This window comes from Plantibacter sp. Leaf314 (assembly GCF_001423185.1).
In the GTDB taxonomy this organism is placed as follows: Bacteria; Actinomycetota; Actinomycetes; order Actinomycetales; family Microbacteriaceae; genus Plantibacter.
On the sequence record NZ_LMOB01000001.1, the window covers coordinates 1,728,508 to 1,753,361 of the forward strand.

The window sequence follows — 24,854 nt, forward strand, 5'->3', positions numbered from 1 at the left end:
CCATTCGCGTTCACCCCGATCGTCGGGGAGAATGGACACATGTCGGTACCCGAAGAACTCGTCGTCCTGCTCGCCGAGGACGGCACCCGCATCGGCACCACGCCGAAGGCGACCGTCCACACGCAGGAGACGCCCCTCCACCTCGCCTTCTCCTGCCACGTCATCGGTCCCGACGGCCGCATCCTCGTGACCCGCCGCGCCCTGTCGAAGCTCACCTGGCCGGGCGTCTGGACGAACTCGTTCTGCGGCCACCCGGGTCCCGAGGAGGACAGCGTCGACGCGGTCCTCCGCCGCGCGAGCGCCGAGCTGGGCCTGCCGATCTCGGCGCCGCACCTCGTGCTGCCCGACTTCCGGTACCGCGCCGTCGACGCCTCCGGCGTGGTCGAGTACGAGATCTGCCCGGTCTACGTCGCCTACACCGACGCTGTGCCCGAGCCGAACCCGGCAGAGGTCATGGAGTGGGCTTGGGCCGAGCCCGCAACCCTCCTGGAGTCGGTCGAGCGCGCGCCCTTCGCGTTCAGCCCGTGGCTCACCCTGCAGTTGCCGCTCGTCGTCCCGCTCCTCGCGGAGACGCCCGCGCGCTGAGTCTGCTCGGTGCGGCGCCCGTCCGGATGCGTCGGCCTCGCCGTCACGCGCCGCGGAGCGCCTCGACGGCCGCGGCCAAGCGCTTGTCGCGCGTCGCGTCCGTCTTCGCGAGCGCGATCGGCTCGGCGAGCGCACGCTGCCGACTGAACGACAGCGCCCCGTAGGCGGCGAGCGCCTGCTCGTCACCCGCGAGCGCCTGTTCGAGTTCCGGCGGCAGGGGGAAGACCCGGGGAGCCGTGTCGACCTCGAGTTCCACCTCGACCTCGTCACCGCCGGCGACCCCGGCCGCAGCCCGGTTCGCGGCGCTGAGGGCGATGAGGAAGCGGCCACCCATCGGCGTGATCGTGCTGCGGTAGGTGGTCGCGCCGACGGTCACGACGACCGGGACGCGCTTGCCGGCGCCGAGCTCGTCGATGACGGCGTCGGGGACGAGGATGCCGGTGTTGTTGCCCTGCAGCTCGATGACGGTGCGGAATCTCATGCGCTCAGTATGGTCTTCGGCGCCCGTGCCGTGAAGACCAGGACGAGGGAGCCGGCGACGACCCCGATGCCGAGGAGCTGGCCGAGGCTCAAACCCTCACCGAGCACGGCGACCCCGAGGAGCACGGCGACGACCGGGCTCAGCAGCCCGAGGAACGAGACGGAACCGACCGGGAGGACGCCGATGCCCCGGAACCACAGGGCGTAGGCGAGCGCGGTGCCCACGACGGCGAGGTATGCGTAGCCGCCCACCGCGGCGGGACCGGGTGCGTCCGCGGGCAGCCCTTCGACGACGAGGAGGACCGGCACGAGGACGAGCCCGCCGGCGACGAGCTGCCACGCCGTGACCGCCAGGCCCGACACGGGGCTCGACGAACCCTGGTCGCGGCCACCGAGCCGCCGACCCGTCGACGGCCTGCCCCACCGCTTGCTCAGCACCGAGCCGAGGGACATGGACACCGCACCGGCGAGCGCGGCGACGACCCCGACCACGTCGAGACGTACGTCCGCCTGCAGCACGATGAGCGCGACGCCGCCGATCCCCGCGAGGCCGGCGAGGACGCGGCGGAGGGTCAACGCCTCCCCGACGAGCAGGCTGGCGAGGACGGCGACGAGGACGGGACCGATCGCGCCCATGGTGGCCGCGACCCCGCCGGGCAGGCGGTAGGCGGCGAGGAAGAGGAAGGCGAAGAAGGCGCCGATGTTGAGGGTGCCGAGGACGAGGGACCGCCACCACCAGCCACCGACCGGCAGGGTGCGGGTGATCGCGAGCAGCAGCAGTCCGGCGGGCAACGCCCGGAGGACCGCGGCGAGCAGCGGCCGTCCGGGCGGGAGCAGTTCGCTCGTGACGAGGTAGGTGGTCCCCCAGCTGACGGGGGCGAGCGCGGTGATGGCGGCGACGCGGAGGTTTTTGCTTAGCACTGAGCAAATATAGCTCAGCGCTAAGCGAATCGCTAGAGTGGTCGCATGAGCACGCGCGTCGACGACATCCTGAACCAGTGGCGAGCCGAGCGACCCGAGCTCGACGTCTCCCCCATGGCCGTGATCGGACGACTCTCCCGAGCCGCGACGACGGTGGACGCCCGCCTCGCGGCGACCTTCGCTGCACACGGCCTCGACAGCGCGTCGTTCGACGTCCTCGCGACCCTCCTCAGGGCCGGCGCCCCGCACGAGCTCCCCCCGAAGGACCTCACCCACTGGTCCATGGTGACGTCGAGCGCCATCGCCCAGCGCGTCAACAAGCTCGTCGACCGCGGCCTCGTGACCCGTCGACCGAGCGAACACGACGGGCGCGGGACGGTCGTCGCCCTCACGCCGGCGGGGAAGGACCTCGTCGAGGAGACCCTCCCGGACCACCTCGCCGCCGAAGAGCGGCTCCTGGCCGGCTTCTCCGCCACCGAGCGCGAACAGCTCGCGTCACTCCTCGAGCGCCTCGCGGGCGCCTGAGCCCGCCGCAGACGAGACCCTCAGACGATGCGGCGCCCCTCGTTGTGCTCCTGCAGCCACCAGCTGGCACCCTCGTCGTCGGACACCCAGCTCTCCCACGTGTAGGAGGACTCGGTGATCGCGCTGAAGTTCCACCGGATCAACTTGTCGTCGTTGCGGGTGCCGTCCTGTCGGATGCCGTCCGAGCGGTGCGGCGTCGCCACGAGCTGGCAGAACTCGCCGCGGCGCGGTTCGACGTAACTGACCCGCCACGCACCCATCAGCCGGTCGTAGACCCGCAGCGCGGTGCTCACCGTCTCCCAGCCCGACGGCTCGTCGTCGTTCACCACGAGTTGGACGTCCTGTACGGCGCGGCCCTCGAGGACGTACGACACGATCCAGCGGAAGTCGGACTCCACCCACTCGCCGGTCTCGTCGTCCAGCCGCTTCGAGTGCACGTCCCAGGAGCCGACGAACTGCCCGAACCGCACCATCCGGCGCGGGTAGAACGGCGTCGGCCCGTCTGCCGTGATCGCGCTGGCGAAGTCCGGACGCTCTGACGTGCTCATGGCGGAGCCTTTCTACTGGTCCACCAGCGGGCCCGCGGTCGGAACGCCCGCCTCAGACCTCCGTCAGCGCTGCGTCTCGCCGACGTCGGTCCGGTGGAAGTTCTGGAAGGAACGGGAGGCGGTGGGTCCACGCTGTCCCTGATACCTGGAACTGTACTCGCTCGACCCGTAGGGGCGCTCGGCCGGCGAGGTCAGCCGGAAGAAGCACATCTGGCCGATCTTCATGCCCGGCCACAGCTTGATCGGCAGGGTCGCGACGTTGCTGAGCTCGAGCGTGACGTGCCCCGTGAACCCGGGGTCGATGAAGCCGGCGGTCGAGTGCGTCAGCAAGCCGAGGCGGCCGAGGGAGCTCTTCCCCTCCAGCCGCGCGGCGACGTCGTCCGGGAGGGACACGCGCTCGTAGGTGGAACCGAGGACGAACTCGCCGGGGTGCAGGATGAACGGCTCGTTCGGCAGGGTCTCGATGAGCCGGGTGAGTTCCGGCTGGTCTTCGGCGGGATCGATGAACGGGTACTTGTGGTTGTCGAAGAGCCGGAAGAAGCGATCGAGCCGCACGTCGATCGACGAGGGCTGGATCATCTCCGGCGAGTACGGGTCGAGCGCGATGCGGGAGGCGTCGAGTTCGGCTTTGATGTCACGGTCCGAGAGCAGCACGCTGTCAGTGTATCGGCCGGGAGCGCGGCGCCGAGGGCGGGTGCGCTCGTGCTGATTCGCTACGATGCTCGCACGGCGACGACTCCCCCGACCGGGCGGCGAGCAGTCGGCGCCGCAGCGACCCGGAGGCCTCTCATGACCAGACCGCACGTCCTGATCCTGCAACACGTCGCCTGGGAGCAGCCCGCCGTGCTCGGTGAGGTGCTCACGGCGTCCGGCATCGACTGGACGCTCGACACCGTCGTCTCGCGTCGCGAACTCCCGCCGGAGCGCGAGATCACCGGCTTCGACGGCCTCGTCCTCCTCGGCGGTCCGATGGGGGCGCTCGACGTGGAGGAGCACCCGGGCCTCGGCCTCGAGGCACAGCTCGTCCGCGACGCTGCGGTGCTCGGCATCCCGGTGTTCGGCATCTGCCTCGGGCATCAGCTCATCGCGACGGCCCTCGGGGCGACGCTCCACAGCGCGTCCGCGCACGAGGTGGGGGTCGGCGACGTCGAGCTGCTCGTGGACGGCGAACTCGGGATGCGCGGCGAACAGGTCCCCGTGCTGCACTGGCACGGCGACGTCGTCGAGGCACCGCACGGGGCCACCGTGTTGGCATCCTCGCCCTCGACGCCGAATCAGGCGTTCCGGATCGACGACCGGGTGTTCGCGACCCAGTTCCACCTCGAGGTGGACCCCGCGACACTCGACCACTGGCTCGAGGAGCCCGCGATGCTCCGTGACCTGCCGTTCGTGACGGGCACCGCCGCCGAGGCCGCCGATCGGTTGCGGGCGGACCTCGCCGCCATCGCGGAGCCCATGCGAGCGGCCGGCGAGCGACTGTTCGGCGCCTTCGCGGACGCGGTGCTGCGCCGGACGAGCGTCGATCCGTCACTGCGCTGACGACGGGGGCACGGGCCCGAGCTCCGGCCCGGACACAGCGAAGCGGCCGGAACCCTGAGGTTCCGACCGCTTCGTGAAGCTCGAGTTCGAGCTAGAGGGCCTTGCGACCCGTGATCGTCCTGATCAAGAACGCGATGATCGCGATCGCGAGCAGCACGAGGCCGACCCACAGCAGGAAGTTGAGGGACTGGACGAACCCACCGGTGATGGCGAGAACGATGGCAACGACGATGACGATGATGAGCAGGATGTTCATGGTGAAGCTCCTTTCGCAGAACTGTGACCACCGTATTGGGGTGCGGTCATTCCGTCCTGGGGTTGACATCGTCCGCGGCCGTTCCGATACGCGCGCGGAGCGCCCCCGCGTTGCACACCGTGCGGGGGTCGGGCGACGACGCCTCTTCGGCGGTTACAGGAGGCCCGGCTGGTCCGCCGGGTCGCCGTCGCCGGGCTCGGGACGCGGGTCGTCGTCCGTCGGCGCCGCCATCGGGTCGTCGCTCTCGGGGGCGTTGTCGGGCAGCGCTCGGGAGATGGCCTCCTGGGCGTCGCCGATCGCGTCGTCGATCTCGTCTCGTGGGTCACTCATGCTGATTCCTTTCGTCGTGTGGAGACCGTAACGCGCAGCACGCGCTCGTGACAGCCCCTGGCGGGACCACCCGGATCGGCCTACGCGGTCGGTGATCCCGTCGGAGCTGTGACCGCGAGCCGTCTGGCCTCGGCGATCACCCGGGCGCTCGCGAACGGCTCCGTCGCCGGCGCGCCCGCGGCGTCGAACACCTCGATGTCCGACGCCGACCGCCCGGCGGGTGCCCAACCCGGCGAACCGCCGCGGACGAAGGCGACGGCGGCGCCGTGGAGGCGGTCCGCCAACTCCTGCGGTGCGGCGGGACCGGCGACCCGCGTGACGTCCGGGTCGTCGAGGAGGTCGAAGAAGAAGGGGACGTCGAGACAGTGCTCGGCGATGCCGCTGACCGCCGACGGCCACACGAAGTCGGAGACCCAGGTCTCGGCGTCACCGCGCGCCGCCGCCCAACGGATGATGCGCTCACGGAACATGACGTCGCTGATGAAGCGGCCGGCGACGAGGCTCGTGGGCTCGCCGACCTGCGTCGCGACGTATGCGTCGGCGAGCGCCTCGGGAGCCCCCATGAGGTGCACGGCACGGGCCGGCGGTACGGCGTCGAAGGCGTCCGGCCGCCCGGTGAAGAAGCCGGCGAACTCCTCACGGGTCGCGCTGACGAGCAGGGGTTTGTCGGCCCCGCGTCCTGCGGCCAGGCCGGCGTCGACCGTGTCCACGAGGAGTTCGCCGTCGACCACCGGTCCGAGGCCCAGGCGGCCGTCCATGGTCGTCATCCCGCGGAGGATCGACTCCGCGTCGCGAGGCCCGCCGGCGGTCGCCTCGAACCCCTGCGCCTCGATGAGGGCGGTCTCCGGCACGCTCGCGAAGCCGGCGGCCGTCGGCGCGACCCCGAGGTGGGCGGCGAGACGCTCGGTCAGCGAGCGGGCCTGCTCAAGCGGCACGTCTCCGGGGACGCCGGACAGCGAGATCGCCCGGTGGAACAGGTGCTGGGCGGCAGGTGTGGCGAGCAGGGTCATCACCGAGCCACCGCCGGCGGACTGGCCGGCGATCGTCACGCGTCGCGGATCGCCGCCGAAGGCCTGGATGTTGTCACGGACCCATTCGAGGGCGAGGATCCAGTCGAGGACCCCGCGGTTCGCCGGGGCGTCGGGCAGCCAGCCGAAGCCGTCGAACCCGAGTCGGTACGAGATCGACACGGTGACGACGCCGTCGCGGTTGAACGAGCGGCCGTCGTACCAGGGACTGGCGGGCGAACCCGCGATGAAACCGCCGCCGTGGATCCAGACGAGGACCGGGAGTCCGGTGCCGTCCGATGCGGGCGAGGGGTCCGGGGTGAAGACGTCGACGTTGAGGGTCGACTCGCCGGGGATGGACGGCTCGGGGATCGTCGTGATCTCGGCCATGGCCTTCCGCTGCGGCGTCGCGCCGTGCGTGGTGGCGTCGCGCACGCCCTCCCATGGGCCGGTCGGCTCCGGCGCCTGGAAGCGGCGGGCGCCGAACGGGGGTTCGGCGAACGGGATGCCGAGGAAGGCGGACGAGCCGTCTGGCCGACGAATGCCGCGGACGGCACCGGCGAGCGTGTGGACGACGGGGTACGTCGAGCTGGTGTCGGGCGTCATCGGCAGATCCTCCGGGTGCTCGTCCGGCACGATATGCGACGAACGTCGGGCGGTGATCTGCTCAGTATGCCGCTCCGGACCCGAATCCCGTCCAACGCCCGGGGTTCACCCAGCCACCTGTCGGGGAGGCCAGCGCGGTGCTGCCGCGCGAGCGCGCCCCACACACGTGAGCGCGGGTCTCTGGAGACCCGCGCTCACGTCCGATGCACCGCGCTCGGCTCAGCGCACCGCGCTGGCCGAACCCGAGGGGTGCGGGGTGGGGAGGGGTTACGCGACGATCGCTGCGCGGAGCTCGGCGGCGGAAGCAGCCGGGTCGTCGGCCGAGTAGATGGCTCCACCGGCGACGGCGACCTGCGCGCCGGCCTGCTGGACCGAGGCGATCGTCGAGGCGTTGACGCCACCGGCGACCGAGAACGGCACGGCAGCGGCCTCACCGTCGGAGAGGAGCGTCTGGAAGGTGAAGCCCTCCTCCGCCTGCTCGTCGAGCCCGGCGTGCATCTCGACGAAGGCGGCACCGAGGGCGGTGACCTCCTTCGCTCGCGTGACCTTGTCGGCGACACCGATGAGGTCGACGACGACGGACTTGCCGTGCGCCTTCGCGGCCTTCACCGCGCCGACGATGGTGCTGTCGCCGGCGGTGCCGAGCACCGTGACGATGTCCGCACCGGCCGAGAACGCGATGTCGGCTTCGAGCTCGCCGGCGTCCATGGTCTTGAGGTCGGCGAAGACGATCTTGTCGGGGTGGGCGTCCTTGATCGCGGTGACGGCGCGGAGACCCTCGGCCTTGATCAGCGGGGTGCCGAGCTCGAGGATGTCGACGTAGGGCGCGACCTTCCCGGCGAGTTCGAGGGCTGCCTCGGTGGTGAGGACGTCCATGGCTACCTGGAGCTTCATGTGGTGCTGCTTTCTGTCGTGAGGGGAGACGACCGACGTCCGTCGGTCGCGTGGGGAGTGGATGGGGCGGACTATTCGAGGTTCGCGTGGCGCGGCCACAGCTCTTCCGCGCTGACCCCGGCGGACTGCCAGAGCGCGTGGAAGATCGCGTCGCCGAGGAGCATGACCGACTGCTCGAAGAGCCCGCCGGAGTACTGCACCGACCGCGTGCCGCCGTGGTCGGTCTTCTGGGCGGCGGGTACGACGACGACCACGGAGGCGAGCTCGGCCAGTTCGGAGTCGGCGTCGGTCGTGATGGCGATGACGCCGGCACCGACGGACGCCGCCGTCGAGGCAGCCCGGACGATGCCCGTCGTCGTGCCCGAGCCGCTGGCGACGAGCAGGACGTCGCCCGCGGCGATCGCCGGCGTCGTGGTCTCGCCGACGACGTGGACCGTGCGTCCGAGGTGCATGAGCCGCATGGCGGTCATCCGCAGCGCCAGGCCGGAACGACCGGCACCGAGGACGAAGATCCGTTCGGCATCCTGGAGTCGCGTGAGGGTCTCGGCGAACGGCGCCGTATCGGCGGAGAGCAGCGTCGTGACGGTGCGGTGCAGTTCCGTGTCGATGGCGGCGAGCGCACCCTGCACGGTCGTCGGCGGACGCTGCGGGTCGGTTCCGGGCTGGTGATCGGGGGGCGTCGTACTCGGCATCCATTCATCCTGTCGTCGAACGGGTAGGTACACCGCTGGTCAGGCGGACGGTTTTCCCTACCCGAACGGGTGGGTCGGACGGGCTGGGGTAGGGTTCGACGATGGACGGACACCAAGACACCTACTCGATCGAACTGCTGCAGGGGATGGCCGTCGTCGCGTCCAGCTCGCTGCTCCGCATCGCCGGCGCCTTCCGGGCGGTCCTCGAACCCGTCGTCCAGCACTCAGCCCTCGTCATCTTCACCGAGGACTGCACCGGGCGTCCGCGCAAGAAAGCGGGCGATCCGTCGATCGTCGAGGGCGTCACCATCGCCGAGCTGGACGCCGTCCGGCAGCGCACGCCGCGTCGGCGGGACGCTTCAGCGCACGCGGCGCCCACCGACCGCCCGACGACCGCCGTCATCGCCGGAGCGGAACGGCCCATCGCTGCCTGGCTGGCCGACACCGGGGCGCTCCTCGTCCTGACCGACCCCCGAGGACCGATCGACGACGCCCTCATCGGCGCGCTCTGGGAGATCGTCGCGGCCGAGATTCGACAGCAGGTCACCACCGCGGCTCCCGACTACCTCCGCGACTCGCGAGCCGCATCGAGCGAGCGGGCGGATGCGATCGCCGAGCTGACCGACGCCCACGCGACGACCCTCGAGTCGATCCTCGCCGTCACCCGCTCGCGGCAGACCACGGCGGAGGACGCCCGCCGGGCGGTCACGGAGATCGCTTCGGCGGCCATGGTCCAGCTCCGCGCCGTCTCCGACCGCGACCGCCAGCTCGCCTCGGAGCCCGTCGCGCAGGCGTTCGCGCGCCTGAAGGACGACCTCCGTCCGCTCGCCCGCTTCGGCGGCCCGGAGGTGCAGTTCATCGAGCCACCCGTCGACGGCCGGGCGCTCCCGGGCGAGGTCGCGCACGCCGGACGGGCCATCGTCCGCGGGACGGTACTGGCGCTCGTGGAGCAGTCGACCGTCGGACGGGTGCGGGTGCAGTGGGACTGCGACGGCAGCAACCTCCTCATCGGCATCCGCGACGACGGCCCGGGCGAGCTGACGATCGACACTCCGAGCGTGCAGCAGCTCGGTGCGCGCGTCACGGCGTTGCGTGGCGATCTGCAGGTGCAGGCGACGCCCGGCTGGGGATCCGAACTGCACGTGTCACTCCCGCTCGACCCACCTCCCACCGCGCAGAGCCGTTCCGGTGCGGCGGCGGCGCTGACGGAACGCGAGTGGAGTGTGGCCGAGCTGGCCGCCGGCGGCGCACGGAACCGTGCGATCGCCGAAGCCCTCACCATCAGCGAGAACACGGTGAAGTTCCACGTCGCCAACGTGCTGCGGAAGCTCGGTGTCGCGAGTCGCGTCGAGTTGGCCGCCGCTCTGTCCTCCGGCCGCTGACCGACCGCCGGATCGCCACCGCTCAGCGGCACAGCGCGGTCAGTCGAGCGCGAGCACCCGGCCGGTTCCGACGCCCTCGACGGCCTTGACGAAGGCGAGGCCGACCACGTCGGAGGTGACCGGGAGGAAGCCGGGGAAGGTGTCGTGGTACCCGGGGGCGTCGGCGAGGACCGTCGGGCTGACGGCGTTGATCCGGATGCCGCGAGGCAGTTCGACGGCGGCACCGATCACGAACGACTCGAGCGCGCCGTTGGCCATCGACGCGGCGGCACCGCTCGCGATCGCCTCGCGGGCGAGGATGCCCGTGGTGAGGGTGAACGAGCCGCCGTCCCGGACGAACGGGGTCCCGATCCGCACGACGTCGAGCTGGCTCAACACCTTGCCGAGGAACGCGGCACGGTAGTCGTCGCGGGTGAGGGCGTCGAGCGGCTTGAACGGCACGGACCCGACGGCGACGATCACGGCGTCGACATCACCGACCTCCGCGAACAGCGCCTCGATCGAGGCCTCGTCCGTCGTGTCCACCGCTGGTGACGTGGACCGCGACACCGCGATCACCTCGTGCCGGTCTCCCAGCGCGGCCTCCGCCGCTCGTCCGATGTGTCCACTCGCGCCGATCAACAGGATTCTCATGCGGGCGACGCTAGCACCGTGCTCGGACAGCGGGCCCGTCAGTGGGCGTCGTCCATCCCGGTGGTGTGGACGGCGTAGCCGTCGCAGCCTCCCAGCCGCCAGTCGTAGGGCTGGTCATCGGGGTTCGTGCCCCAGAGCGCGAGCCGCGCGGCCTCGTCCTGGTCGGACAGGATCATCCCGCTCGTCGGGTCGGCCAGCTTGGAGCGATCGTTCGTCCACGCATACCAGAACCCCTGATCAGCCATGCACCTCGCCGTGATCTGCCGCTGCTTCTCCCAGATCCCGGTGCTCGGCTCACCCCGGTCGTCGGTCGGCGGGATCACGACGTCGGCCGGGTCGGTGGTGGCGTCGAACCACCCCTCGGGGGTCTTCGAGTAGTCGACGCGGGCCGCAGGCGACACCGGTGCGCCGGGATCCCGCGAAGGGTCGGCGGGGACCACGGGCTCGACGGGCGGGAGCTCGTCGATCGACGCCGCCGCCTCGGCCACCGCCTCCATCGACCGTGCGTCGTCGGCCGCCGCTCGGGCGTTGGTGACACCGACGAACACCCCTCCGGCCACGACCGCGAGCACGCCGCTCATCGCGATGCCGAGTCCGATCCGGCGACGGATCGCTCCGGCCTGCTTTGGAGTGGTCGACTCCTCGATCCCGTCCTGCGTCATGCCGACGCCCCCTGCATCCGTCCGGACCCGTCGGCGTCCCGCCCGACCACCCGTCGGCCGCCCGGCCACCACCACACGGCGGCACCGATGAAGCCGAGCGCTGCACCGACGCCGATGGACAGACTCAGCACCCACCAGGGTTCGAGGCCACCACCGTGGGAACTCAGCCGGGAGATCAGGAGGACACCTGTCGCGCTGACGCGGTACAGGATGTCGCCGGCGAGCAGGCCGACGAGCGCGGCGGCCGGGGCCAGCACGGCCGATCCGAGCCATCGCGACCGCTGACGCAACGCGAGCAGGAGCCCGACCACGGCCAGCAGTGCGGCGAGCGCCACGCCGACCGCTCCGATCGGCGCTTCGACGACGTCCCCGATCCAGAGCGCGCGGACCACGCGGACGAGGAGGAAGACCGCGGCTGCGGCGACCATGACGCCGCCGGTCAGGACGAGGGCGGTGAGGACGTTCCCGGTGCGCCTCGTGCCGAGCGACACCGGGTCGAGGCCGCGGCCGGCACGCAATTGTCCGGAGCGCCAGGACAGGTCGTGCGGGATGCCGCGGACGGCGCGCAGCAGGATGTCGCGGCGCAGTCGCGTCGGTGGGATCCCCTCCGCATCGGCCCAGACCGCGTGCTCGTGCAGGTCGGAGGCGATCTCGTCCCGACGCTCGCCGGCCACCTCGGGCACGAGGTCGCGGGTGTACCAACCGCACCAGCCGAGCACCCGCCGCGAGGCCGTGCGGTACTGGGGTGTCCGGAGGGCGCTCACGCGATGACCCCCGGCGTCTGCGACCAGGCGGCGCCGGCCGGGCGTGCGGTGGCCGCCGCCTCGCTCGCGAGCCGGGCGTGCTCCCGGTCGCGGGCGGTCGCGCCTTCGCCGGTGACCTTGTAGAGCCGGCGCCGTGGTCGCCCTTCCCCCTCGGCGACCGCAGGGTCCTCCCAGCTCGCCTCGATGAGGCCGGCTTCGGTCATGCGGGACAGCGCTTTGTACAGCGTGCCGTGGGCGGTGAGGCCGCCATCGCCACCCGCGGCGAGCTGCTTGGCGAGCGCGAACCCGTAGAAGCTGCCGTCCGCGGACTGCAGCACCGTGCCGACGTCGAGGATGTCGAGCTCGAGCGGGAAGAGCGTGCCGGGTCGTCTGCGTGCCATGCGATCACTCTAGGAAGATAGGTTCCCAATCGCAAGCGGAGAGCCGCCGGAGCGACACCGATCCTCCGTCACCTGCCGTCGCGGAGGTCCGACGGCGGCTCGTCGCCGAGCACGATGTCGTCGAAGCGTGCCGTGCACGGCGGGCCGACCGGCGCCTGCGACAGAAAGCCCACCTGGACCGGCGCGTCGGTGTGGAGTCGGAACAGTCGGACGAAGTCCCAGAGCACCCCGTCGGTCGAGCTGTGGAACGCCCACGCCTCGCCCAGCCGGCTGACGCGCATCCACACCGCGTCGTCGTCGACGGGCGTCGAGTTCACGTCGTCCGACCAGGTGTTGGTCACGACGCTGACCACCATCGCCTGCCCCTGCGGCGACTGCTCGAAGCAGAGTTTCGCCCAGTGGTCGCCGTCCACCCAGAGTGCGATGGCCCCGGCGTCGAAGGTGCTGCGCTCGCTCACGACGGCGATGCGGGCCGACAGGGTGAACCGCTCGGGCGCTGCGAATGCGAGCGCCGTCGCCCCGAGCTCCTGCGGGCCGCCGCGGGAGCTGTTGCTCCAGTCCACCTGCGCGGCGGAAGTCATCGTCAGTGCCCCGGCGTCGGCGTCGTAGTCGGCGTGGCCGGTGGTCGAGGTCCAGGTGAGGTCGGGAAGCCCGGCGATGCGGGTCACGTCGGTGTGCATGCTGCGACCCTATCGGTGAGGGGTCAGGACGCGCCGGTGACGTCGACGACCCGTTCGTCGCCCACTGTGACCGCGAGCGAGCCGTTGGAGGCCGACGCGATGTCCGCCTCGAGCCGCGCGAGATTGGCCGGCGGCACCCACAGTTCCAACTCGGCCCGAGCCGCGTACCGCGTCTCACCGAGCGTCGCGCCGTTGCCCTGGGCCCAGTCCCGGAGCAGGTGGTCGTAGCGACCGGCGTCGGCGTGGGGCACGACGAGGGTCGCCTGGGTGAGGGTCTCTCGGCGCACGATCGTCGCGAGGTCGAGCGTCTCGGATGCCGCTGAGGAGTAGGCGCGCACGAGGCCGCCGGCACCGAGCTTGACGCCCCCGAAGTACCTCGTGACGACCACGACGACGTCGGTCAGCTCGCGTCGGCGCAGGACCTCGAGGATGGGCATGCCGGCGGTACCGGACGGTTCGCCGTCGTCGGAGGACCTCGCCTGGTCACCGAGCAGCCCGGTGACCATCGCGACGCAGTGGTGCCGGGCATCCCAGGCATGCTTCTTCACGCGGGCGATGACCTGCTCGGCGTCGTCCGGGGAGGAGACCCGGTGCGCGAGCCCGATGAACCGCGACTTCTTGATGACGAGCTCATGCTCGACCGGCGCCGCGATCGTCGACGGGTACTGCCGCACGGTGGTCATCGTGTCGAGCGTACCGAGCGCGGCACGTCGCTACGGCCGGAGCACGTCGTCGACGGGTCGGGCCTGCACGTGTCCTCGGACGAAGACGAGCCCGACGACGGCCACGAGCATGATGACGAGGTTGGCGGGGCCGGCGATCGTCAGGAAGACGTCCTGCCCGGCCGCCGCTCCCGCGTGGTCGATGCCGCCGGTGGAGAGGAAGAGGGTCGGGTCGAAGAGGGCGTGGAGCAGCATCGGCCAGACGAGGTTGCCGGTCGCGCGGAGCGTCAGGTACATGCAGACACCGAACCCGAAGGTGTAGACGACGGTGACGAGCACGGTGGTGACCGGTTGGCCGGACAGCAGGTTGGCGGAGTGGAGCAGCGCGAACACCAGTGAGGAGATCACCATCACGATCCACTCGGAGCTTCCGGCGTCGCGGAGCATCTTCACGACGATGCCGCGGGTGAGGAGTTCCTCGGCGAACCCGATGAAGATCCCGGAGAACATCGCGACCGCGACCACGGAGCCCTGGTAGCTGCCGTAGTCGATGCCGAGGAGTCGCAGGACGATGGCGGCGAGGATCAGGGCGGGCGCGACCCACATCCACCAGCGACCGCGGATCGGCTGCCGAGCGAACAGCTCACGGAACCAACCGACGGAGAGGACGAAGGCTGTGAGCAGGAGCGACCCGACGATGAGCGGCAGCATGAGTCCGAAGAACACGCTCTGCGGTGTCGCGAAGAGGTCCGCCTCGATCTGGTCGCCGAACACCAGCTCGATGAGCCGACCCGCCCCGAGGTAGAGCGCCAGGTAGACGACGGCCAGCACGAACGAGCGCCAGATGCCACCCTTCGCCCAGAAGTCGTGCCATCCCCGTGTCGTCAGTGTCCGCTGACCTCGCCGATCGCCCACTCGTCCGCCCTCCCGCCACGTCGGTACGCCTCACGCACCTGCTCGAACCGTACTGGAGCGCGGCGCTCGGCGCACGGCGCGCCGCCGATCAGGGGCTTGCACCGCCCATGGGAGCCGCGTAACCTACAACCAAATGGTTGTACAAACTGACGCAGGACCGGAGCTGTCCGCCGACGAGGTGGACCGCCTCTTCCACGCGCTCGCCGACGCGACCCGACGGGACATCCTCACGAGGGTGCTCGCCAGGGAGCAGTCGGTGACGGCGCTCGCCGAGCAGTACGAGATGTCGTTCGCCGCTGTCCAGAAGCACGTCGCCGTCCTCGAACGGGCTGCACTCGTGATGAAGGAACGACGCGGCCGGCAGCAGATCGTGCACGGCGACGTCACGACCGTGCAGCGATCCGCCCGCCTCCTGGACGCCTACGCGGACGTCTGGAACCAACGGGCGCTGCGCATCGGAGCGATCCTCGCCGAGGACGGACCGGAGCGCGGCGACACACTCAACACCCCCTGACACACCGACCGGAAGCAGGACTGGACCATGAGTACGCTCACCGCCGAGAAGGACCTCGACCAGCTCACCTTGACCTTCGTCGCCGAGTTCGACGCACCGCCGACGCGTGTCTGGGAGATCTGGGAGGACCCGCGTCAGCTGGAGCGCTGGTGGGGACCGCCGACCTGGCCGGCCACGTTCACGCAGCACGCCCTGACCCCGGGGTCCGAGTCCGTGTATTTCATGACCGGGCCGGACGGCGAGCGCGCGCACGGCTGGTGGGAGATCACCGCGGTCCGGGCGCCCGAATCCCTGAGCTACGAGGACGGGTTCGCGGACGAACACGGCGCACGCCAGGAGGGGATGGGCGTCGTGCACGCCACCGTCACGCTCGAGGCCCTCGGGACCGGCACGCGCATGACCATCGAGAACCGCTTCGACAGCCTCGAACAGCTCGAGCAGCTGCTGGCGATGGGCATGGAGGAGGGCATGGGACAGGCGATGGGCCAGATCGACGCCCTCCTCGCGGCGTAGACCGCCGGACGACGAACCCGCTGGCTACGCACCGCCCGCCGCCCCCGGTCACGGGGACGGCGGGCGATGCGGTCGGTTCAACTCGGGGCGCGGCCGGTGGCGTACGCGCGAGCAGCCATACGCTCGATGAACGGATCGGGACGGGTCACTGTCAGATTGCAGCCTCAGCCGTCGCCGCGTCGATTCGGCGAATGAAGTCGTTCGCCCACACTGCGGCAGCCTCGGCATCCGGCAGGACCTCGACCCCGTCTGCAGCCGTTTCGTACAACGTGTCCCAGTCGGCGTTCACGACGACGAGAGGCGGCCATTCGTGCCCGCCGCGGTAGGCGAACAGTCGCGTGCACGTCTCGCGCACCAGTTCCAAGTCGAGGTCTTCCTCGCGATCGAGGAGCTGCAAGTCGATGAGGTCGTGTGCGCGCTGGCTGTCGACCCCGGTCGCTGCGTGGAGCTTCTGCGCGATCTGATGGTCGCTGCGCATCACGTGGACCGGCTCCGGGCGGGGAAGTCCGACCGCTTCGAACAGGTCCGCGAGGTCATCCGAGAGCACGATCTCGGGCTCGTCGGCGTCGCCGATCTCGTTGTGACCGAGCTCGAACGTGACGGTGCACCACGGCCTGCCCCGATAGTCGAGTTTCACGTCGAACGGCTGCATGACGTATGTCGCCGGAACCCCGGCCGGTTTCGGTGGCGTGCGCTCGATGAGTCGCCCGGTGAATCCCGCCCACCCGTTGCGCAACCGTTCCTCGAACTCGCTGACGAACTCCGCCAGGGTGCCCGATCGCGCAGCATCGAGATCCCTCGTGAATCGGGTGGCCCGACCGTATCGGAGCGCCATCGCGCTCCCACCCTTGATGGCCCCGGCTGGAAGCATCTGACCGACCACGACGAGTGCCATCGCAACGGTACGCCTGTTCACCAGCCCGTCGTCGCCTTCGAGGTTCGCGACCCGCTGACGGAGTGAACGGAGGCTCGGCGGGACACTGTCGTACGTCATACGTCCAGCGCCGTTCGCACGCGCGCGAGCTCCGCGGTCGTCAGGTAGCCCTCCGCACGCGCTTGGTCGGCGGCTTCACGGAGCCGACCAGTCTGGACACGCCCCCGGCATTCGAGGAGCGCATCCACGACGGGCTGCGCCGCGATGCCCTCGTACATCGTCGGCCTCGCATCCGCAGGAGCCCGGGTGATGGCGATTCGATCGGGTACCGTACGCCGAGTACGCCGAGGAGTTGCGACGGAGATGGTCTTCGGGTTCACATCCGCGAGGCCGAGGAGCGCAAGAACCGTCTCCCCGCGCAGGAACGCACCCTCTCCTGCGCGCAGCGTCGCCTCCGCGTATTCGTCCAGCGGGGTGTGCGGGATGGTCTCGTCGCGGTACAACCCGTACGCGATGTGCGCGAACCTGTTGCGTGTAGCGAGCTTCACCAACTCGACCTTCGGGACACCGGCGTCCTCCGCATCACGGGTGGTCACATACCCGTAATTGTCGGCTGCGATCTCATGCACGACATCTCGATAGGTTCCCTGCGACATGTCAAAACTATACCATTATCAGTATACTTTTGCCGCGCTGCACTGGACATCGTCGACGCACCGCCCACCGCCCCCGATCACGGGACGGCGGGCGGTGCGGCCTGCTCAGCCGACGCCGTTGAGCACGGACGAGGTGAACGCGACCGCCCGCTGCTGCAGGGTCGCGATCCGCTCCTGTCGGGCGGCCTCGGCGTCGAATCCGACGTAGGCGAGCGGCGGCAGCTTGCGCACGTTGGCCGAGCACTGGAACTCGGCGCACACGAGCGTGCCGACCGTGTCACCGTTCTTCCCGGCCTGGCCGGCACGCTTCGCGCTGTAGAAGACGACGTCGTTGCTGAGGGTCACGTCCTGGCACCAGGCGCACTGCGGCCGGGTCCGTGGCATGGCGTCAGCCTGCCGGAGGAGGACGCCGACGGGTGCTCCGTCGACGATCGTCACGACATACGCGCGCCGCGGCAGCTTCTTGTCGCGCCACCCGAGGAAGTCACGGACCTCGAAGTCGATGGTCTCGAGCTCGGCGGGCAGTGACACGTCACTCACCTCCTTGCGTGAGGCGTTGACGAAGGAGGTTCTGATCTGGGAGTCGTTCAGGGGGATCATGTGGTTCACCGGTTTCGGCTGGGCCGTCGGAGCGACGGCGGAGAGACCCTCCGGGCGCCTGGGCGCCGCAGCGGGCATGTCGGGTGCGCGACCCCGTCGGCGGCTCGGATGAGCGCGCTGGACGGGGCCGACGTCCTCACCGCGTGGGTGAGGTGATCGACCGGATGGACCGTGCTCTCGGGCCGGCGTTGGGGACGCCGACGACCTCCAGACGCCCGACACGGGGCGGAGCGATGATCAGGGACACACACGCACTGTATCAAGCGACGGCGCGCCTGCTCCCCGTCGTTCCCGTCCTCGACGCTCAGCGCGCGGCAGGATGGACGCATGACCCTCGACGTCGCACGACTCCGGACCGCGTTCCCCTCACTCGCCTCGGGCATCGCCCACTTCGACGGCCCGGGCGGCACGCAGACTCCGCTCGCGGTGGGGCAGGCGATCCTCGACACGCTCACCGGCCCGCTCTCGAACCGCGGGACGTCGGTCGCCTCGGAGCGCCGCTCCGACGACGCGGTCACCGCCTTCCGAGCCGCCTGCGCCGACCTCCTCGCCGCTGACCCGCGCGGGATCGTCTTCGGACGCAGCGCGACCCAGCTCACCTACGACTTCGCGAAGCACCTGTCCCGCGACTGGTCGGCGGGTGACGAGGTCGTGGTGTCCCGCCTCGACCACGACGCGAACGTCCGGCCCTGGATCCAGGCCGCGGAACGCGCTGGGGCGACCGTGCGGTGGATCGAGCTCGACGCCGCGACGGGCGAGCTCGACCTCGATTCGCTCGACGCGGCCCTCAGCGAGCGCACCCGCCTCGTCGCCGTGACGGCCGCGTCGAACCTCATCGGCACGATCCCGCCCGTGCGCACCATCGCCGACCGGGCGCACGCGGCAGGCGCGCTCGTCTGGGTGGACGGTGTCCACTACACGGCGCACCACGTCGTCGACGTCGAGGCACTCGCCGCCGACTTCTTCGTCTGCTCGCCGTACAAGTTCTTCGGCCCGCACTGCGGCGTCCTGGCCGCATCGCCGACGCTCCTCGAGTCGATCCACCCCGACAAGCTGCAGCCGTCGACGAACGTGGTGCCGGAGCGCTTCGAGTTCGGCACCCTGCCCTACGAGCTCCTTGCGGGCGTGACCGCGGCCATCGGGGTGCTCGCCACGATCGACCCCGGTGCCGCCGAGAACCGACGCGACCGCCTGGTCGCCTCCGCCGCGTCCGTCCACGAGCGTGAGCTCGCGCTGCGCACCCGCATCGAGGAGGAACTCGGCGCCCTCGCCCCCGACGTCGAGCTGCACTCCAGGGCCGCGGAGCGCACGGCGACCCTCTTCATGACCTTCCCGGGTCGACGTTCGGCGGACGCCTCGGCCTTCCTCGCGGCCCGCGACGTGCTCGCACCGTCGGGCTCGTTCTATGCGGTCGAACCCTTCGCGGCGCTCGGCCTCGACGACGTCGGCGGCCTGCGCGTCGGCGTCGCCCCGTACACCTCGGACGAGGACGTCGACCGTCTGCTGGACGGCGTCAGGGCGTTCCTCGCGAGCTGACCCGTCGCGGGTCACGAACGCTTGGTGGTCTCCCGTCGCAGCACGACGAACCCGGCGACCATGACGACCGCCCCGAGGACGAGGGTGATGATCCGGAAGAACCCGAAGTCGTTGACGCCGAAGATGGGCGGTCCGGCGAAGAGGAACGTGGCGCCGACGAAGTACCAGACGGCGGTGGAGCTCCCGCTGGACGACGTGGGCTGCGAGGACGCGGGCTCCGACGACGCGGGGCCGGCCACCGGCACCTCGCCTCGTTCCGATCCCGGTTCGGGCTGGGTCGATCCGGTCATGGTTCGCTCCGATCCGCCACGCTGTCGGTGGTGCACGTGGCATCCGTCGACACGCTACGCCGAGCCGCGCCGAGCGGAATCCCCCACGCGACGGAGATCAGGCCTCGCTGGCGAACATCCGCCCGTCGGGGTCGAGTCGCGTCAGGAGGGCCGCGGAGATCGCGCCGAGCTGCTCGACCTGCTCGGCGCTGAGCGCATCGAGCACCAGTGAGCGGACGTTGCCGACGTGCCCGGGCGCTGCCTGGACGACCTTGTCCCATCCGGCGTCGGTGAGCGTCACGTTCGTCGCGCGCCGGTCCTCCAGCACCGGTGAGCGTGCGATGAAGCCCTCCCCCTCGAGGCGGGTCAGCACCCGCGAGAGACGAGGGAGCGTCGCGTTCGTCCGCGCGGCCAGCGCCGAGGTGCGGAGCGTGCGCTCGGGGGCCTCGGACAACATCGCGAGGGTGAAGTAGTCGAAGTGGGTGAGGTGTTCGTCCCGCGTCAGCTGCAGATCGAGGGCAGCGGGGAGGAGCTCGAGGACGGCCGCGAACCGCACCCAGTCCCGCTGCTCCGCGTCGCTCAGCCAGCGGGTGTCCGTCATGGTCCCAGCGTAATGCTTGCCGCTACAACGAAGACCCCGCGATCGGGCCGTGCGGGCGCCGCCCCGGAGGAGGACGATGGACCCATGACCTTCCGCGCCCTCGCCCCCGGCCAGCGTTCCCGAATCCTCCTCGGCGGCCCCTCCGATGCGGAGCCGGAGGTCCTGTTCGAGACGGACGAGCTCCTCATCGAGGCGCCGAACTGGTCCCTCGACGGGAGCACGCTGGTCCTCAACGGCAACGGCCGGCTGTGGTCGCTGAGCGTGGAGGACCCCGGTGCGGGCCTGACCCGGATCGAGTTCGCGGGCCTGCCGGAGCTCAACAACGACCACGTGCTCGACCCCGACGGCGAGCACATCCTCCTCTCCGCGATGGACGGGCACATCTACCGCGGGGCCCTCTCCGGCGGCTCCGTCACGAAGCTCACCGCCGACGACGGCCGCTGGCACTTCCTGCACGGCGTCTCGCCCGACGGCGAGCGCATCGCCTACGTGGAACTCGAGGGCTTCGAGCACCCCGGCCGGCTCGCGGTCGCCCCAGCGGTCGAGGGTGGCGGCCCGGTCACGGTCCTCGACACCGGCGACGGGCACCTCGACGGTCCGGAGTGGTCGCCCGACGGCCGATGGCTGGTCTGCAACACCGAGCACTTCGGCATCGAGCCCGGTCACGCGCAGCTCGCCCGCATCCCCGACGGCGGGGGCACCCTCGAACACCTCGTGGCGAGCGACACCGTCGACTGGTTCCCGCATCTCTCCCCCGACGCCCGCCTCGCCGCGTACATCGCGTTCCCCGCCGGGACGATCGGGCACCCGGCCGACCTCGACGTCGAGGTCCGCCTCGTCTCGACCGACGACTGGGCGACCCCGCTCCGCCGGTACCCGGTGTTCGGCGGCCAGGGCACGATCAACGTGAACAGCTGGGCCCCGGACAGCACCCGCTTCGCGTTCGTCGCCTACCCGATCGCGCCCTGACCGTCGCCACTGGGTACTGTCGAGAGGTGACCGATGCCAGAAGCGCCCACTCGCAGACGCTCTCGCGCGGCATCCGCATCCTCGAGGTCCTCGCCGACGCCCGGGCACCACTGACGATCGACGAGCTGAGCACGGCGCTCGGCCTCCACCGCAGCGTCACCTACCGGCTGCTGCGCACCCTGGAGGACCATCGGCTCGTCGTTCGCGACGCCGCCGGTCGGATCGCCCTCGGCTCCCGATTGGCCGCCCTCGCCGCCGGCGTCTCCCACGACCTGCAGGCAGCCGCCCTCCCGGAGCTGACGGCCGTCGCCAACGAACTCGGCATGACCTGCTTCCTCGCGGTGCTCGACGGCGACGAGATCGTCACGCTCGTCAGCGTCGAACCTCGCCACGCGATGGGGTCGATCGCGCAGCGGCCGGGAACCCGACACCCGATCGGTGTGGGTGCGCCGGGCAAGGCGATCGCCTCCCGGCTACCGCTCGCACAGTGGCCCGACACCCTCGACGACGCACATCGCGCCGAGCTGTCCGCGGTCGGCGAGCAGGGCTGGGCGTCGAGCCACGACGAGGTCATCACGGGCCTCCGTGCCGTCGCCGTCCCGCTCGCCGTGCACGGGTCGCCGGCCGCGGCCCTCGCCGTCGTCTACGTCGCGAGCAGCCGCCCCGAAACCGAGATCGCGGCCCGCCTCATCGAGGGGGCCGCGACCATCGCATCGTCGGTCTGAGCCCGGCTACATCCGCGTGCCGTACACCTGGCCGCGACCCTGCTGCTCCTCGGCCTCGCCACCGAGCGAGATCCCGGTGCGGTCGCGGAGGAGCAGCGTCGCCGCGAACGCGATGACGATCATGCCCGCGATGTAGAACGCGACGCTCGTCGCCGAGCCGGTGAGCTGCACGAGCCAGGTCGCGATCGTGGGCGCGAACGCACCGCCGAGGATCGCACCGATCGCGTAGGTGACCGAGACGCCGGTGTACCGGATGGACGCCGGGAACAGTTCGGCGAAGTACGCCGCCTGGGGCCCGTAGGTGAAGCCGTTGCCGATCGTGAACAGCGCCAGCCCGAGGAACAGGAGGACCGGGTTGCCCGTGTTCACGAGGGGGAAGAGCACGAACACGGTGGCGAGGAACGCGACCCAGCCGATGATGTACGTGTTGCGTCGCCCGATGCGGTCCGACAACGAGCCGGCGAACCAGGTGACGATCAGCCAGACCACGGCCGAGCCGGTGACCGCGAGGAGGACCGGTGTGCGTTCCATCCCGACGAGGCCGCCGTCGGCGAGGGGCGTGGTCGCGTAGTTCTGGATGTACCCGCCGGTGGTCATGTACCCGGCGGCGTTGTTGCCCGCGAAGGTGAGGGCGGCGAGCAGGACGAGCAGCCAGTGGTGCCGGAACAGCTCGACGATGGGGACGCGGCGACGCTCCTTGTTCCGCGCGAGGGCGACGAAGACGGGGCTCTCGTCGACCTTGCGGCGCACGACGTAGCCGACGATGATCAGCACGAAGCTCAGCAGGAACGGGACCCGCCAGCCCCACTCGAGGAACGCGGCTCCGGGCGAGATCACGCCGGTCATGAGCGCGAGCATGCCGGAGGCGAGCAGCAGCCCGATGGGGACGCCGATCTGCGGGAACGCGCCGAACCGCCCGCGTCGGCCGGTCGGCGCGTGTTCGACGGCCATGAGGACCGCTCCGCCCCACTCGCCACCGGTGGACAGCCCCTGCAGGATGCGGAGGAAGACGAGCAGAGCCGGCGCGAGGATGCCGATCTGGTCGTAGGTGGGCAGCAGACCGATCAGGGTCGTCGCCGCGCCCATGAGGAAGAGCGTGATGACGAGCATGCGCTTGCGCCCGATGCGGTCACCGAAGTGGCCGGCGACGAACGCCCCGAGCGGACGGAACAGGAAGCTGACCCCGACGGTCGCGAACGACAGCAGGAGCGCCGCCTGCGGACCGGCCGGTTGGAAGAAGAGCTGCGAGAAGACGAGTCCGGCAGCACTCGCGTAGAGGAAGAAGTCGTACCACTCGACCGTGGTGCCGATGACGGTGGCGAACGCCACCCGGCGGAGTTCCGCGGGCGTCGTCGCCCGCGCCAGAGATGCGGTTGTCATTGTCTCGAGACCCCTTTGTCCGTCGCGACCCACCGTTGGGCCGCCAGAATGTACACCACATCGTATACAATCGTGAGGAACGCGCAAGAGGCAGTCGATGACGACGCACCGTATCGTGATCGCAGACCGCAGTCGACGCAGATGAGGACGGGACCGATGCAGGATCACGAACGCCGGGCGATCGCCGCCGAACTGGCCACCGCCCACGACGAGCGGAGCATCATCCCGCTCCTCACCGCTCGCCATCCCGACATGGGCATCGAGGACTCCTACGCCGTGCAGGCGCTCTGGGCCGAGAGCCGGATCGCCGCCGGACACCACGTCGTCGGCCACAAGATCGGCCTCACCTCCAAGGCGATGCAGCAGGCCACCGGCATCACCGAACCCGACTACGGCGTGATCTTCGACGACCAGGTGTTCGACTCCGGCGCCACGCTCGACTTCGACGCGTACTCCAACGTGCGGGTGGAGGTCGAGCTCGCCTTCGTCCTCGGCCGACCGCTCCAGGGCCCCGGCTGCTCCATCTTCGAGGTGCTCGACGCGACCGACTACATCGTGCCGGCGCTCGAAGTCCTCAACTCCCACATCGAGCTGGAGGGCCGCACGATCGTCGACACGATCGCCGACAACGCAGCGCTCGGGGCGATGGTGCTCGGGGGAAATCCCGTCCGCCCGGACGCGGTCGACCCCCGCTGGGTGTCGGCGCTCCTCTACCGCAACCAGACGATCGAGGAATCCGGTGTCGCCGGGGCGGTCCTCGGCCACCCGGCCCTCGGCGTCTCCTGGCTGGCGGGCAAGCTCGCCCAGCACGGCGGCAGCCTCGCCGCCGGGGAGATCGTCCTCGCCGGGTCCTTCACGAGACCGATGTGGGTCGAGCGCGGCGACACCGTGCACGCCGAGTACCAGGGACTGGGAGCCGTCACATGCCGATTCGAATGACCCTGCCGCCGACCTTCGGCGAGCGCCTGCGAACCACCGACCGCCCACTGGTGGGCATGTGGGTGGTGTCGGGGAGTCCGGTCGCCGCGGAGATCGCGGCGGGCAGCGGCCTCGACCTGCTCCTCATCGACGGCGAGCACTCCGCGAACACGCTCGAGAGCATCCAGCTGCAGCTGCAGCTCGTCGCGGCGTTCCCGGTGTGCCCGCTCGTGCGGGTGCCGTTTGGCGATCCCGTCGTGATCAAGCAGGTCCTCGACCTCGGAGCCCAGAACCTCATCGTGCCCATGGTCGAGTCCGCCGCTCAGGCCACCGAGCTCGTCCGGGCCGTGCGCTACCCACCGCAGGGCGTCCGCGGGGTCGGTAGCGCCTTGGCCCGATCGTCCCGCTGGAACCGGGTGGACGACTATCTGTCACTGGCGAACGGATCCGTGTCGCTGACGGTGCAGATCGAGTCGGCGTCCGCGGTGGAGCACGCCGCCGAGATCCTCGCGGTGGACGGTGTGGACGCGGTGTTCGTGGGGCCGGCCGACCTCTCGGCCTCCATGGGCCTCCTCGGCCAGCAGGGGCATCCGACGGTGATCGCGGCGGTCGAGCGCGTCCTCGACGCCGCTGCCGCCGCCGGGAAGCCAGCCGGCGTGAACGCCTTCGATCCCGCCGTGGCGGAGCACTACCTCGACCACGGCGCGTCGTTCGTCCTCGTCGGGGCCGACGTCTCACTGCTCGCGCGAGCCTCGGAGGGCTTGGCCGAGCGGTTCATCGACGGCCGTCGTGCCGCCCCGCGTGGCGACGGCTACTGACCCTTTCCGAATCCATCGGG

At 70.8% G+C, this 24,854-nt stretch carries 33 protein-coding genes; 11 read left to right on the plus strand and 22 right to left on the minus strand.

The genetic code is table 11. The features are described 5' to 3' along the window. Nucleotides 1-39 precede the first annotated feature (39 nt). Nucleotides 40-585 carry an isopentenyl-diphosphate Delta-isomerase gene (gene idi, locus ASF68_RS08065; protein ID WP_056009108.1) on the plus strand — a complete coding sequence of 182 codons (546 nt, stop codon included), beginning with the start codon at nucleotides 40-42 and terminating at the stop codon, nucleotides 583-585. Between the two features lie 43 nt (nucleotides 586-628). On the opposite strand, the gene ASF68_RS08070 is transcribed toward idi, so the two are convergent. Then, on the minus strand, nucleotides 629-1,066 hold the full coding sequence (locus ASF68_RS08070; protein ID WP_056009111.1) for a YdeI/OmpD-associated family protein: 438 nt from the start codon (nucleotides 1,064-1,066) through the stop codon (nucleotides 629-631). Continuing rightward, complete coding sequence (locus tag ASF68_RS08075) at nucleotides 1,063-1,986, minus strand: EamA family transporter (protein WP_056009114.1); 924 nt, start codon at nucleotides 1,984-1,986, stop codon at nucleotides 1,063-1,065. Before ASF68_RS08075 ends, ASF68_RS08070 begins: the two co-directional genes overlap by 4 nt. Nucleotides 1,987-2,031: 45 nt before the next feature. Here ASF68_RS08075 and ASF68_RS08080 point away from each other — a divergent pair, with 45 nt between their 5' ends. After that, nucleotides 2,032-2,511, plus strand: coding sequence for a MarR family winged helix-turn-helix transcriptional regulator (locus ASF68_RS08080; RefSeq protein WP_056009117.1), 480 nt, complete (start codon nucleotides 2,032-2,034; stop codon nucleotides 2,509-2,511). Between the two features lie 20 nt (nucleotides 2,512-2,531). Here the strand turns inward: ASF68_RS08080 and ASF68_RS08085 are convergent, their stop codons facing one another. Beyond that, entirely contained in the window at nucleotides 2,532-3,059 is a 528-nt protein-coding gene (locus tag ASF68_RS08085) for a hypothetical protein (protein WP_056009120.1), read from the minus strand. Nucleotides 3,060-3,122: 63 nt separating this feature from the next. Then, entirely contained in the window at nucleotides 3,123-3,713 is a 591-nt protein-coding gene (dcd, locus tag ASF68_RS08090; protein ID WP_056009122.1) for a dCTP deaminase, read from the minus strand. A 135-nt stretch (nucleotides 3,714-3,848) separates the two neighbouring features. Between dcd and ASF68_RS08095 the strand changes: the two genes are divergently transcribed. Beyond that, entirely contained in the window at nucleotides 3,849-4,598 is a 750-nt protein-coding gene (locus ASF68_RS08095) for a type 1 glutamine amidotransferase (protein WP_082498536.1), read from the plus strand. 91 nt (nucleotides 4,599-4,689) lie between these two features. On the opposite strand, the gene ASF68_RS19040 is transcribed toward ASF68_RS08095, so the two are convergent. The 5 genes from ASF68_RS19040 to hxlB all read right to left on the minus strand — a co-directional run bounded on the left by ASF68_RS19040 (nucleotide 4,690) and on the right by hxlB (nucleotide 8,383). Continuing rightward, on the minus strand, nucleotides 4,690-4,854 hold the full coding sequence (locus ASF68_RS19040; protein ID WP_162852292.1) for a hypothetical protein: 165 nt from the start codon (nucleotides 4,852-4,854) through the stop codon (nucleotides 4,690-4,692). A 153-nt stretch (nucleotides 4,855-5,007) separates the two neighbouring features. Continuing rightward, nucleotides 5,008-5,184, minus strand: a complete 177-nt coding sequence (locus ASF68_RS18705; RefSeq protein ID WP_157579855.1) for a hypothetical protein — start codon at nucleotides 5,182-5,184, stop codon at nucleotides 5,008-5,010. An 80-nt stretch (nucleotides 5,185-5,264) separates the two neighbouring features. Further along, nucleotides 5,265-6,797 carry a carboxylesterase/lipase family protein gene (locus tag ASF68_RS08100; protein WP_082498537.1) on the minus strand — a complete coding sequence of 511 codons (1,533 nt, stop codon included), beginning with the start codon at nucleotides 6,795-6,797 and terminating at the stop codon, nucleotides 5,265-5,267. A 267-nt stretch (nucleotides 6,798-7,064) separates the two neighbouring features. Continuing rightward, nucleotides 7,065-7,691 (minus strand): 3-hexulose-6-phosphate synthase, encoded by a 627-nt coding sequence (gene hxlA / locus ASF68_RS08105; RefSeq protein ID WP_056009125.1) that lies wholly within the window; start codon nucleotides 7,689-7,691, stop codon nucleotides 7,065-7,067. Between the two features lie 71 nt (nucleotides 7,692-7,762). Continuing rightward, nucleotides 7,763-8,383, minus strand: a complete 621-nt coding sequence (gene hxlB / locus ASF68_RS08110; protein ID WP_056009128.1) for a 6-phospho-3-hexuloisomerase — start codon at nucleotides 8,381-8,383, stop codon at nucleotides 7,763-7,765. 101 nt (nucleotides 8,384-8,484) lie between these two features. On the opposite strand from hxlB, the gene ASF68_RS08115 reads away from it, so the two are divergent. After that, a complete protein-coding gene (locus tag ASF68_RS08115) occupies nucleotides 8,485-9,765 on the plus strand; it encodes a LuxR C-terminal-related transcriptional regulator (RefSeq protein WP_056009129.1) in 1,281 nt (426 codons plus the stop codon). A gap of 39 nt (nucleotides 9,766-9,804) precedes the next feature. On the opposite strand, the gene ASF68_RS08120 is transcribed toward ASF68_RS08115, so the two are convergent. The 7 genes from ASF68_RS08120 to ASF68_RS08150 all read right to left on the minus strand — a co-directional run bounded on the left by ASF68_RS08120 (nucleotide 9,805) and on the right by ASF68_RS08150 (nucleotide 14,461). Continuing rightward, nucleotides 9,805-10,398 carry a short chain dehydrogenase gene (locus ASF68_RS08120; protein ID WP_056009132.1) on the minus strand — a complete coding sequence of 198 codons (594 nt, stop codon included), beginning with the start codon at nucleotides 10,396-10,398 and terminating at the stop codon, nucleotides 9,805-9,807. Nucleotides 10,399-10,436: 38 nt separating this feature from the next. Next, nucleotides 10,437-11,060, minus strand: a complete 624-nt coding sequence (locus ASF68_RS08125; protein ID WP_056009135.1) for a hypothetical protein — start codon at nucleotides 11,058-11,060, stop codon at nucleotides 10,437-10,439. Beyond that, nucleotides 11,057-11,824 carry a hypothetical protein gene (locus ASF68_RS08130; RefSeq protein ID WP_157580257.1) on the minus strand — a complete coding sequence of 256 codons (768 nt, stop codon included), beginning with the start codon at nucleotides 11,822-11,824 and terminating at the stop codon, nucleotides 11,057-11,059. Before ASF68_RS08130 ends, ASF68_RS08125 begins: the two co-directional genes overlap by 4 nt. Then, nucleotides 11,821-12,204 (minus strand): PadR family transcriptional regulator, encoded by a 384-nt coding sequence (locus ASF68_RS08135; RefSeq protein ID WP_056009139.1) that lies wholly within the window; start codon nucleotides 12,202-12,204, stop codon nucleotides 11,821-11,823. The genes ASF68_RS08130 and ASF68_RS08135 overlap by 4 nt, the downstream gene beginning before the upstream one ends. A gap of 68 nt (nucleotides 12,205-12,272) precedes the next feature. Beyond that, the gene (locus ASF68_RS08140; protein WP_056009142.1) at nucleotides 12,273-12,884 is read right to left on the minus strand and encodes a DUF1349 domain-containing protein; all 612 of its coding nucleotides are present in this window, start codon (nucleotides 12,882-12,884) and stop codon (nucleotides 12,273-12,275) included. Nucleotides 12,885-12,907: 23 nt separating this feature from the next. Beyond that, the gene (locus ASF68_RS08145; RefSeq protein WP_056009145.1) at nucleotides 12,908-13,567 is read right to left on the minus strand and encodes a YigZ family protein; all 660 of its coding nucleotides are present in this window, start codon (nucleotides 13,565-13,567) and stop codon (nucleotides 12,908-12,910) included. Between the two features lie 30 nt (nucleotides 13,568-13,597). After that, complete coding sequence (locus tag ASF68_RS08150; protein WP_056009149.1) at nucleotides 13,598-14,461, minus strand: CPBP family intramembrane glutamic endopeptidase; 864 nt, start codon at nucleotides 14,459-14,461, stop codon at nucleotides 13,598-13,600. Nucleotides 14,462-14,594: 133 nt separating this feature from the next. Between ASF68_RS08150 and ASF68_RS08155 the strand changes: the two genes are divergently transcribed. Further along, nucleotides 14,595-14,975: a metalloregulator ArsR/SmtB family transcription factor gene (locus ASF68_RS08155; RefSeq protein WP_056009152.1), complete on the plus strand. Its 381-nt coding sequence runs from the start codon at nucleotides 14,595-14,597 to the stop codon at nucleotides 14,973-14,975. 27 nt (nucleotides 14,976-15,002) lie between these two features. After that, nucleotides 15,003-15,488 carry an SRPBCC domain-containing protein gene (locus ASF68_RS08160; protein WP_056009155.1) on the plus strand — a complete coding sequence of 162 codons (486 nt, stop codon included), beginning with the start codon at nucleotides 15,003-15,005 and terminating at the stop codon, nucleotides 15,486-15,488. Between the two features lie 151 nt (nucleotides 15,489-15,639). Here ASF68_RS08160 and ASF68_RS08165 read toward each other — a convergent pair whose 3' ends face one another. From ASF68_RS08165 to ASF68_RS08175, 3 genes are all read right to left on the minus strand, one after another. After that, the gene (locus tag ASF68_RS08165; RefSeq protein WP_056009158.1) at nucleotides 15,640-16,482 is read right to left on the minus strand and encodes a nucleotidyl transferase AbiEii/AbiGii toxin family protein; all 843 of its coding nucleotides are present in this window, start codon (nucleotides 16,480-16,482) and stop codon (nucleotides 15,640-15,642) included. After that, the gene (locus ASF68_RS08170; protein ID WP_056009160.1) at nucleotides 16,479-17,018 is read right to left on the minus strand and encodes a hypothetical protein; all 540 of its coding nucleotides are present in this window, start codon (nucleotides 17,016-17,018) and stop codon (nucleotides 16,479-16,481) included. Before ASF68_RS08170 ends, ASF68_RS08165 begins: the two co-directional genes overlap by 4 nt. Before the next feature lie 105 nt (nucleotides 17,019-17,123). Next, on the minus strand, nucleotides 17,124-17,618 hold the full coding sequence (locus tag ASF68_RS08175; protein WP_056009161.1) for an FBP domain-containing protein: 495 nt from the start codon (nucleotides 17,616-17,618) through the stop codon (nucleotides 17,124-17,126). Nucleotides 17,619-17,945: 327 nt separating this feature from the next. Here ASF68_RS08175 and ASF68_RS08180 point away from each other — a divergent pair, with 327 nt between their 5' ends. Further along, nucleotides 17,946-19,154 (plus strand): cysteine desulfurase-like protein, encoded by a 1,209-nt coding sequence (locus ASF68_RS08180; RefSeq protein WP_056009164.1) that lies wholly within the window; start codon nucleotides 17,946-17,948, stop codon nucleotides 19,152-19,154. 11 nt (nucleotides 19,155-19,165) lie between these two features. Here the strand turns inward: ASF68_RS08180 and ASF68_RS08185 are convergent, their stop codons facing one another. Then, nucleotides 19,166-19,444, minus strand: coding sequence for a hypothetical protein (locus tag ASF68_RS08185; protein WP_056009167.1), 279 nt, complete (start codon nucleotides 19,442-19,444; stop codon nucleotides 19,166-19,168). A 97-nt stretch (nucleotides 19,445-19,541) separates the two neighbouring features. After that, complete coding sequence (locus ASF68_RS08190; protein ID WP_056009170.1) at nucleotides 19,542-20,024, minus strand: MarR family winged helix-turn-helix transcriptional regulator; 483 nt, start codon at nucleotides 20,022-20,024, stop codon at nucleotides 19,542-19,544. Nucleotides 20,025-20,108: 84 nt separating this feature from the next. Between ASF68_RS08190 and ASF68_RS08195 the strand changes: the two genes are divergently transcribed. After that, the gene (locus ASF68_RS08195) at nucleotides 20,109-20,993 is read left to right on the plus strand and encodes a PD40 domain-containing protein (protein WP_056009174.1); all 885 of its coding nucleotides are present in this window, start codon (nucleotides 20,109-20,111) and stop codon (nucleotides 20,991-20,993) included. A gap of 26 nt (nucleotides 20,994-21,019) precedes the next feature. Continuing rightward, nucleotides 21,020-21,718, plus strand: a complete 699-nt coding sequence (locus ASF68_RS08200) for an IclR family transcriptional regulator (RefSeq protein WP_056009176.1) — start codon at nucleotides 21,020-21,022, stop codon at nucleotides 21,716-21,718. Between the two features lie 6 nt (nucleotides 21,719-21,724). Here the strand turns inward: ASF68_RS08200 and ASF68_RS08205 are convergent, their stop codons facing one another. Further along, nucleotides 21,725-23,098 carry an MFS transporter gene (locus ASF68_RS08205; RefSeq protein ID WP_056009178.1) on the minus strand — a complete coding sequence of 458 codons (1,374 nt, stop codon included), beginning with the start codon at nucleotides 23,096-23,098 and terminating at the stop codon, nucleotides 21,725-21,727. A gap of 156 nt (nucleotides 23,099-23,254) precedes the next feature. Here ASF68_RS08205 and ASF68_RS08210 point away from each other — a divergent pair, with 156 nt between their 5' ends. Together ASF68_RS08210 and ASF68_RS08215 are read left to right on the plus strand one after the other, a co-directional pair. Beyond that, nucleotides 23,255-24,037 (plus strand): 2-keto-4-pentenoate hydratase, encoded by a 783-nt coding sequence (locus ASF68_RS08210; protein ID WP_056009181.1) that lies wholly within the window; start codon nucleotides 23,255-23,257, stop codon nucleotides 24,035-24,037. Then, nucleotides 24,022-24,834 carry an HpcH/HpaI aldolase/citrate lyase family protein gene (locus ASF68_RS08215; protein WP_056009183.1) on the plus strand — a complete coding sequence of 271 codons (813 nt, stop codon included), beginning with the start codon at nucleotides 24,022-24,024 and terminating at the stop codon, nucleotides 24,832-24,834. The genes ASF68_RS08210 and ASF68_RS08215 overlap by 16 nt, the downstream gene beginning before the upstream one ends. The last annotated feature ends 20 nt before the right edge of the window (nucleotides 24,835-24,854 follow it).

Coding starts and splice junctions, on each gene's coding strand:
- ASF68_RS08205 (WP_056009178.1), bottom strand. CDS start 23,098: ATGACAACCGCATCTCTGGCGCGGGCGACGACGCCCGCGGAACTCCGC.
- hxlB (WP_056009128.1), bottom strand. CDS start 8,383: ATGCCGAGTACGACGCCCCCCGATCACCAGCCCGGAACCGACCCGCAG.
- ASF68_RS08120 (WP_056009132.1), bottom strand. CDS start 10,398: ATGAGAATCCTGTTGATCGGCGCGAGTGGACACATCGGACGAGCGGCG.
- ASF68_RS08175 (WP_056009161.1), bottom strand. CDS start 17,618: ATGATCCCCCTGAACGACTCCCAGATCAGAACCTCCTTCGTCAACGCC.
- ASF68_RS08160 (WP_056009155.1), top strand. CDS start 15,003: ATGAGTACGCTCACCGCCGAGAAGGACCTCGACCAGCTCACCTTGACC.
- ASF68_RS08115 (WP_056009129.1), top strand. CDS start 8,485: ATGGACGGACACCAAGACACCTACTCGATCGAACTGCTGCAGGGGATG.
- ASF68_RS08190 (WP_056009170.1), bottom strand. CDS start 20,024: ATGACGGACACCCGCTGGCTGAGCGACGCGGAGCAGCGGGACTGGGTG.
- ASF68_RS08095 (WP_082498536.1), top strand. CDS start 3,849: ATGACCAGACCGCACGTCCTGATCCTGCAACACGTCGCCTGGGAGCAG.
- ASF68_RS08195 (WP_056009174.1), top strand. CDS start 20,109: ATGACCTTCCGCGCCCTCGCCCCCGGCCAGCGTTCCCGAATCCTCCTC.
- hxlA (WP_056009125.1), bottom strand. CDS start 7,691: ATGAAGCTCCAGGTAGCCATGGACGTCCTCACCACCGAGGCAGCCCTC.
- ASF68_RS08100 (WP_082498537.1), bottom strand. CDS start 6,797: ATGACGCCCGACACCAGCTCGACGTACCCCGTCGTCCACACGCTCGCC.
- ASF68_RS08070 (WP_056009111.1), bottom strand. CDS start 1,066: ATGAGATTCCGCACCGTCATCGAGCTGCAGGGCAACAACACCGGCATC.
- idi (WP_056009108.1), top strand. CDS start 40: ATGTCGGTACCCGAAGAACTCGTCGTCCTGCTCGCCGAGGACGGCACC.
- ASF68_RS08170 (WP_056009160.1), bottom strand. CDS start 17,018: ATGTCGCAGGGAACCTATCGAGATGTCGTGCATGAGATCGCAGCCGAC.
- ASF68_RS08165 (WP_056009158.1), bottom strand. CDS start 16,482: ATGACGTACGACAGTGTCCCGCCGAGCCTCCGTTCACTCCGTCAGCGG.
- ASF68_RS08140 (WP_056009142.1), bottom strand. CDS start 12,884: ATGCACACCGACGTGACCCGCATCGCCGGGCTTCCCGACCTCACCTGG.
- ASF68_RS08155 (WP_056009152.1), top strand. CDS start 14,595: ATGGTTGTACAAACTGACGCAGGACCGGAGCTGTCCGCCGACGAGGTG.
- ASF68_RS08185 (WP_056009167.1), bottom strand. CDS start 19,444: ATGACCGGATCGACCCAGCCCGAACCGGGATCGGAACGAGGCGAGGTG.
- ASF68_RS08210 (WP_056009181.1), top strand. CDS start 23,255: ATGCAGGATCACGAACGCCGGGCGATCGCCGCCGAACTGGCCACCGCC.
- ASF68_RS08085 (WP_056009120.1), bottom strand. CDS start 3,059: ATGAGCACGTCAGAGCGTCCGGACTTCGCCAGCGCGATCACGGCAGAC.
- ASF68_RS19040 (WP_162852292.1), bottom strand. CDS start 4,854: ATGAACATCCTGCTCATCATCGTCATCGTCGTTGCCATCGTTCTCGCC.
- ASF68_RS08080 (WP_056009117.1), top strand. CDS start 2,032: ATGAGCACGCGCGTCGACGACATCCTGAACCAGTGGCGAGCCGAGCGA.
- ASF68_RS18705 (WP_157579855.1), bottom strand. CDS start 5,184: ATGAGTGACCCACGAGACGAGATCGACGACGCGATCGGCGACGCCCAG.
- ASF68_RS08125 (WP_056009135.1), bottom strand. CDS start 11,060: ATGACGCAGGACGGGATCGAGGAGTCGACCACTCCAAAGCAGGCCGGA.
- ASF68_RS08145 (WP_056009145.1), bottom strand. CDS start 13,567: ATGACCACCGTGCGGCAGTACCCGTCGACGATCGCGGCGCCGGTCGAG.
- ASF68_RS08135 (WP_056009139.1), bottom strand. CDS start 12,204: ATGGCACGCAGACGACCCGGCACGCTCTTCCCGCTCGAGCTCGACATC.
- ASF68_RS08180 (WP_056009164.1), top strand. CDS start 17,946: ATGACCCTCGACGTCGCACGACTCCGGACCGCGTTCCCCTCACTCGCC.
- ASF68_RS08215 (WP_056009183.1), top strand. CDS start 24,022: ATGCCGATTCGAATGACCCTGCCGCCGACCTTCGGCGAGCGCCTGCGA.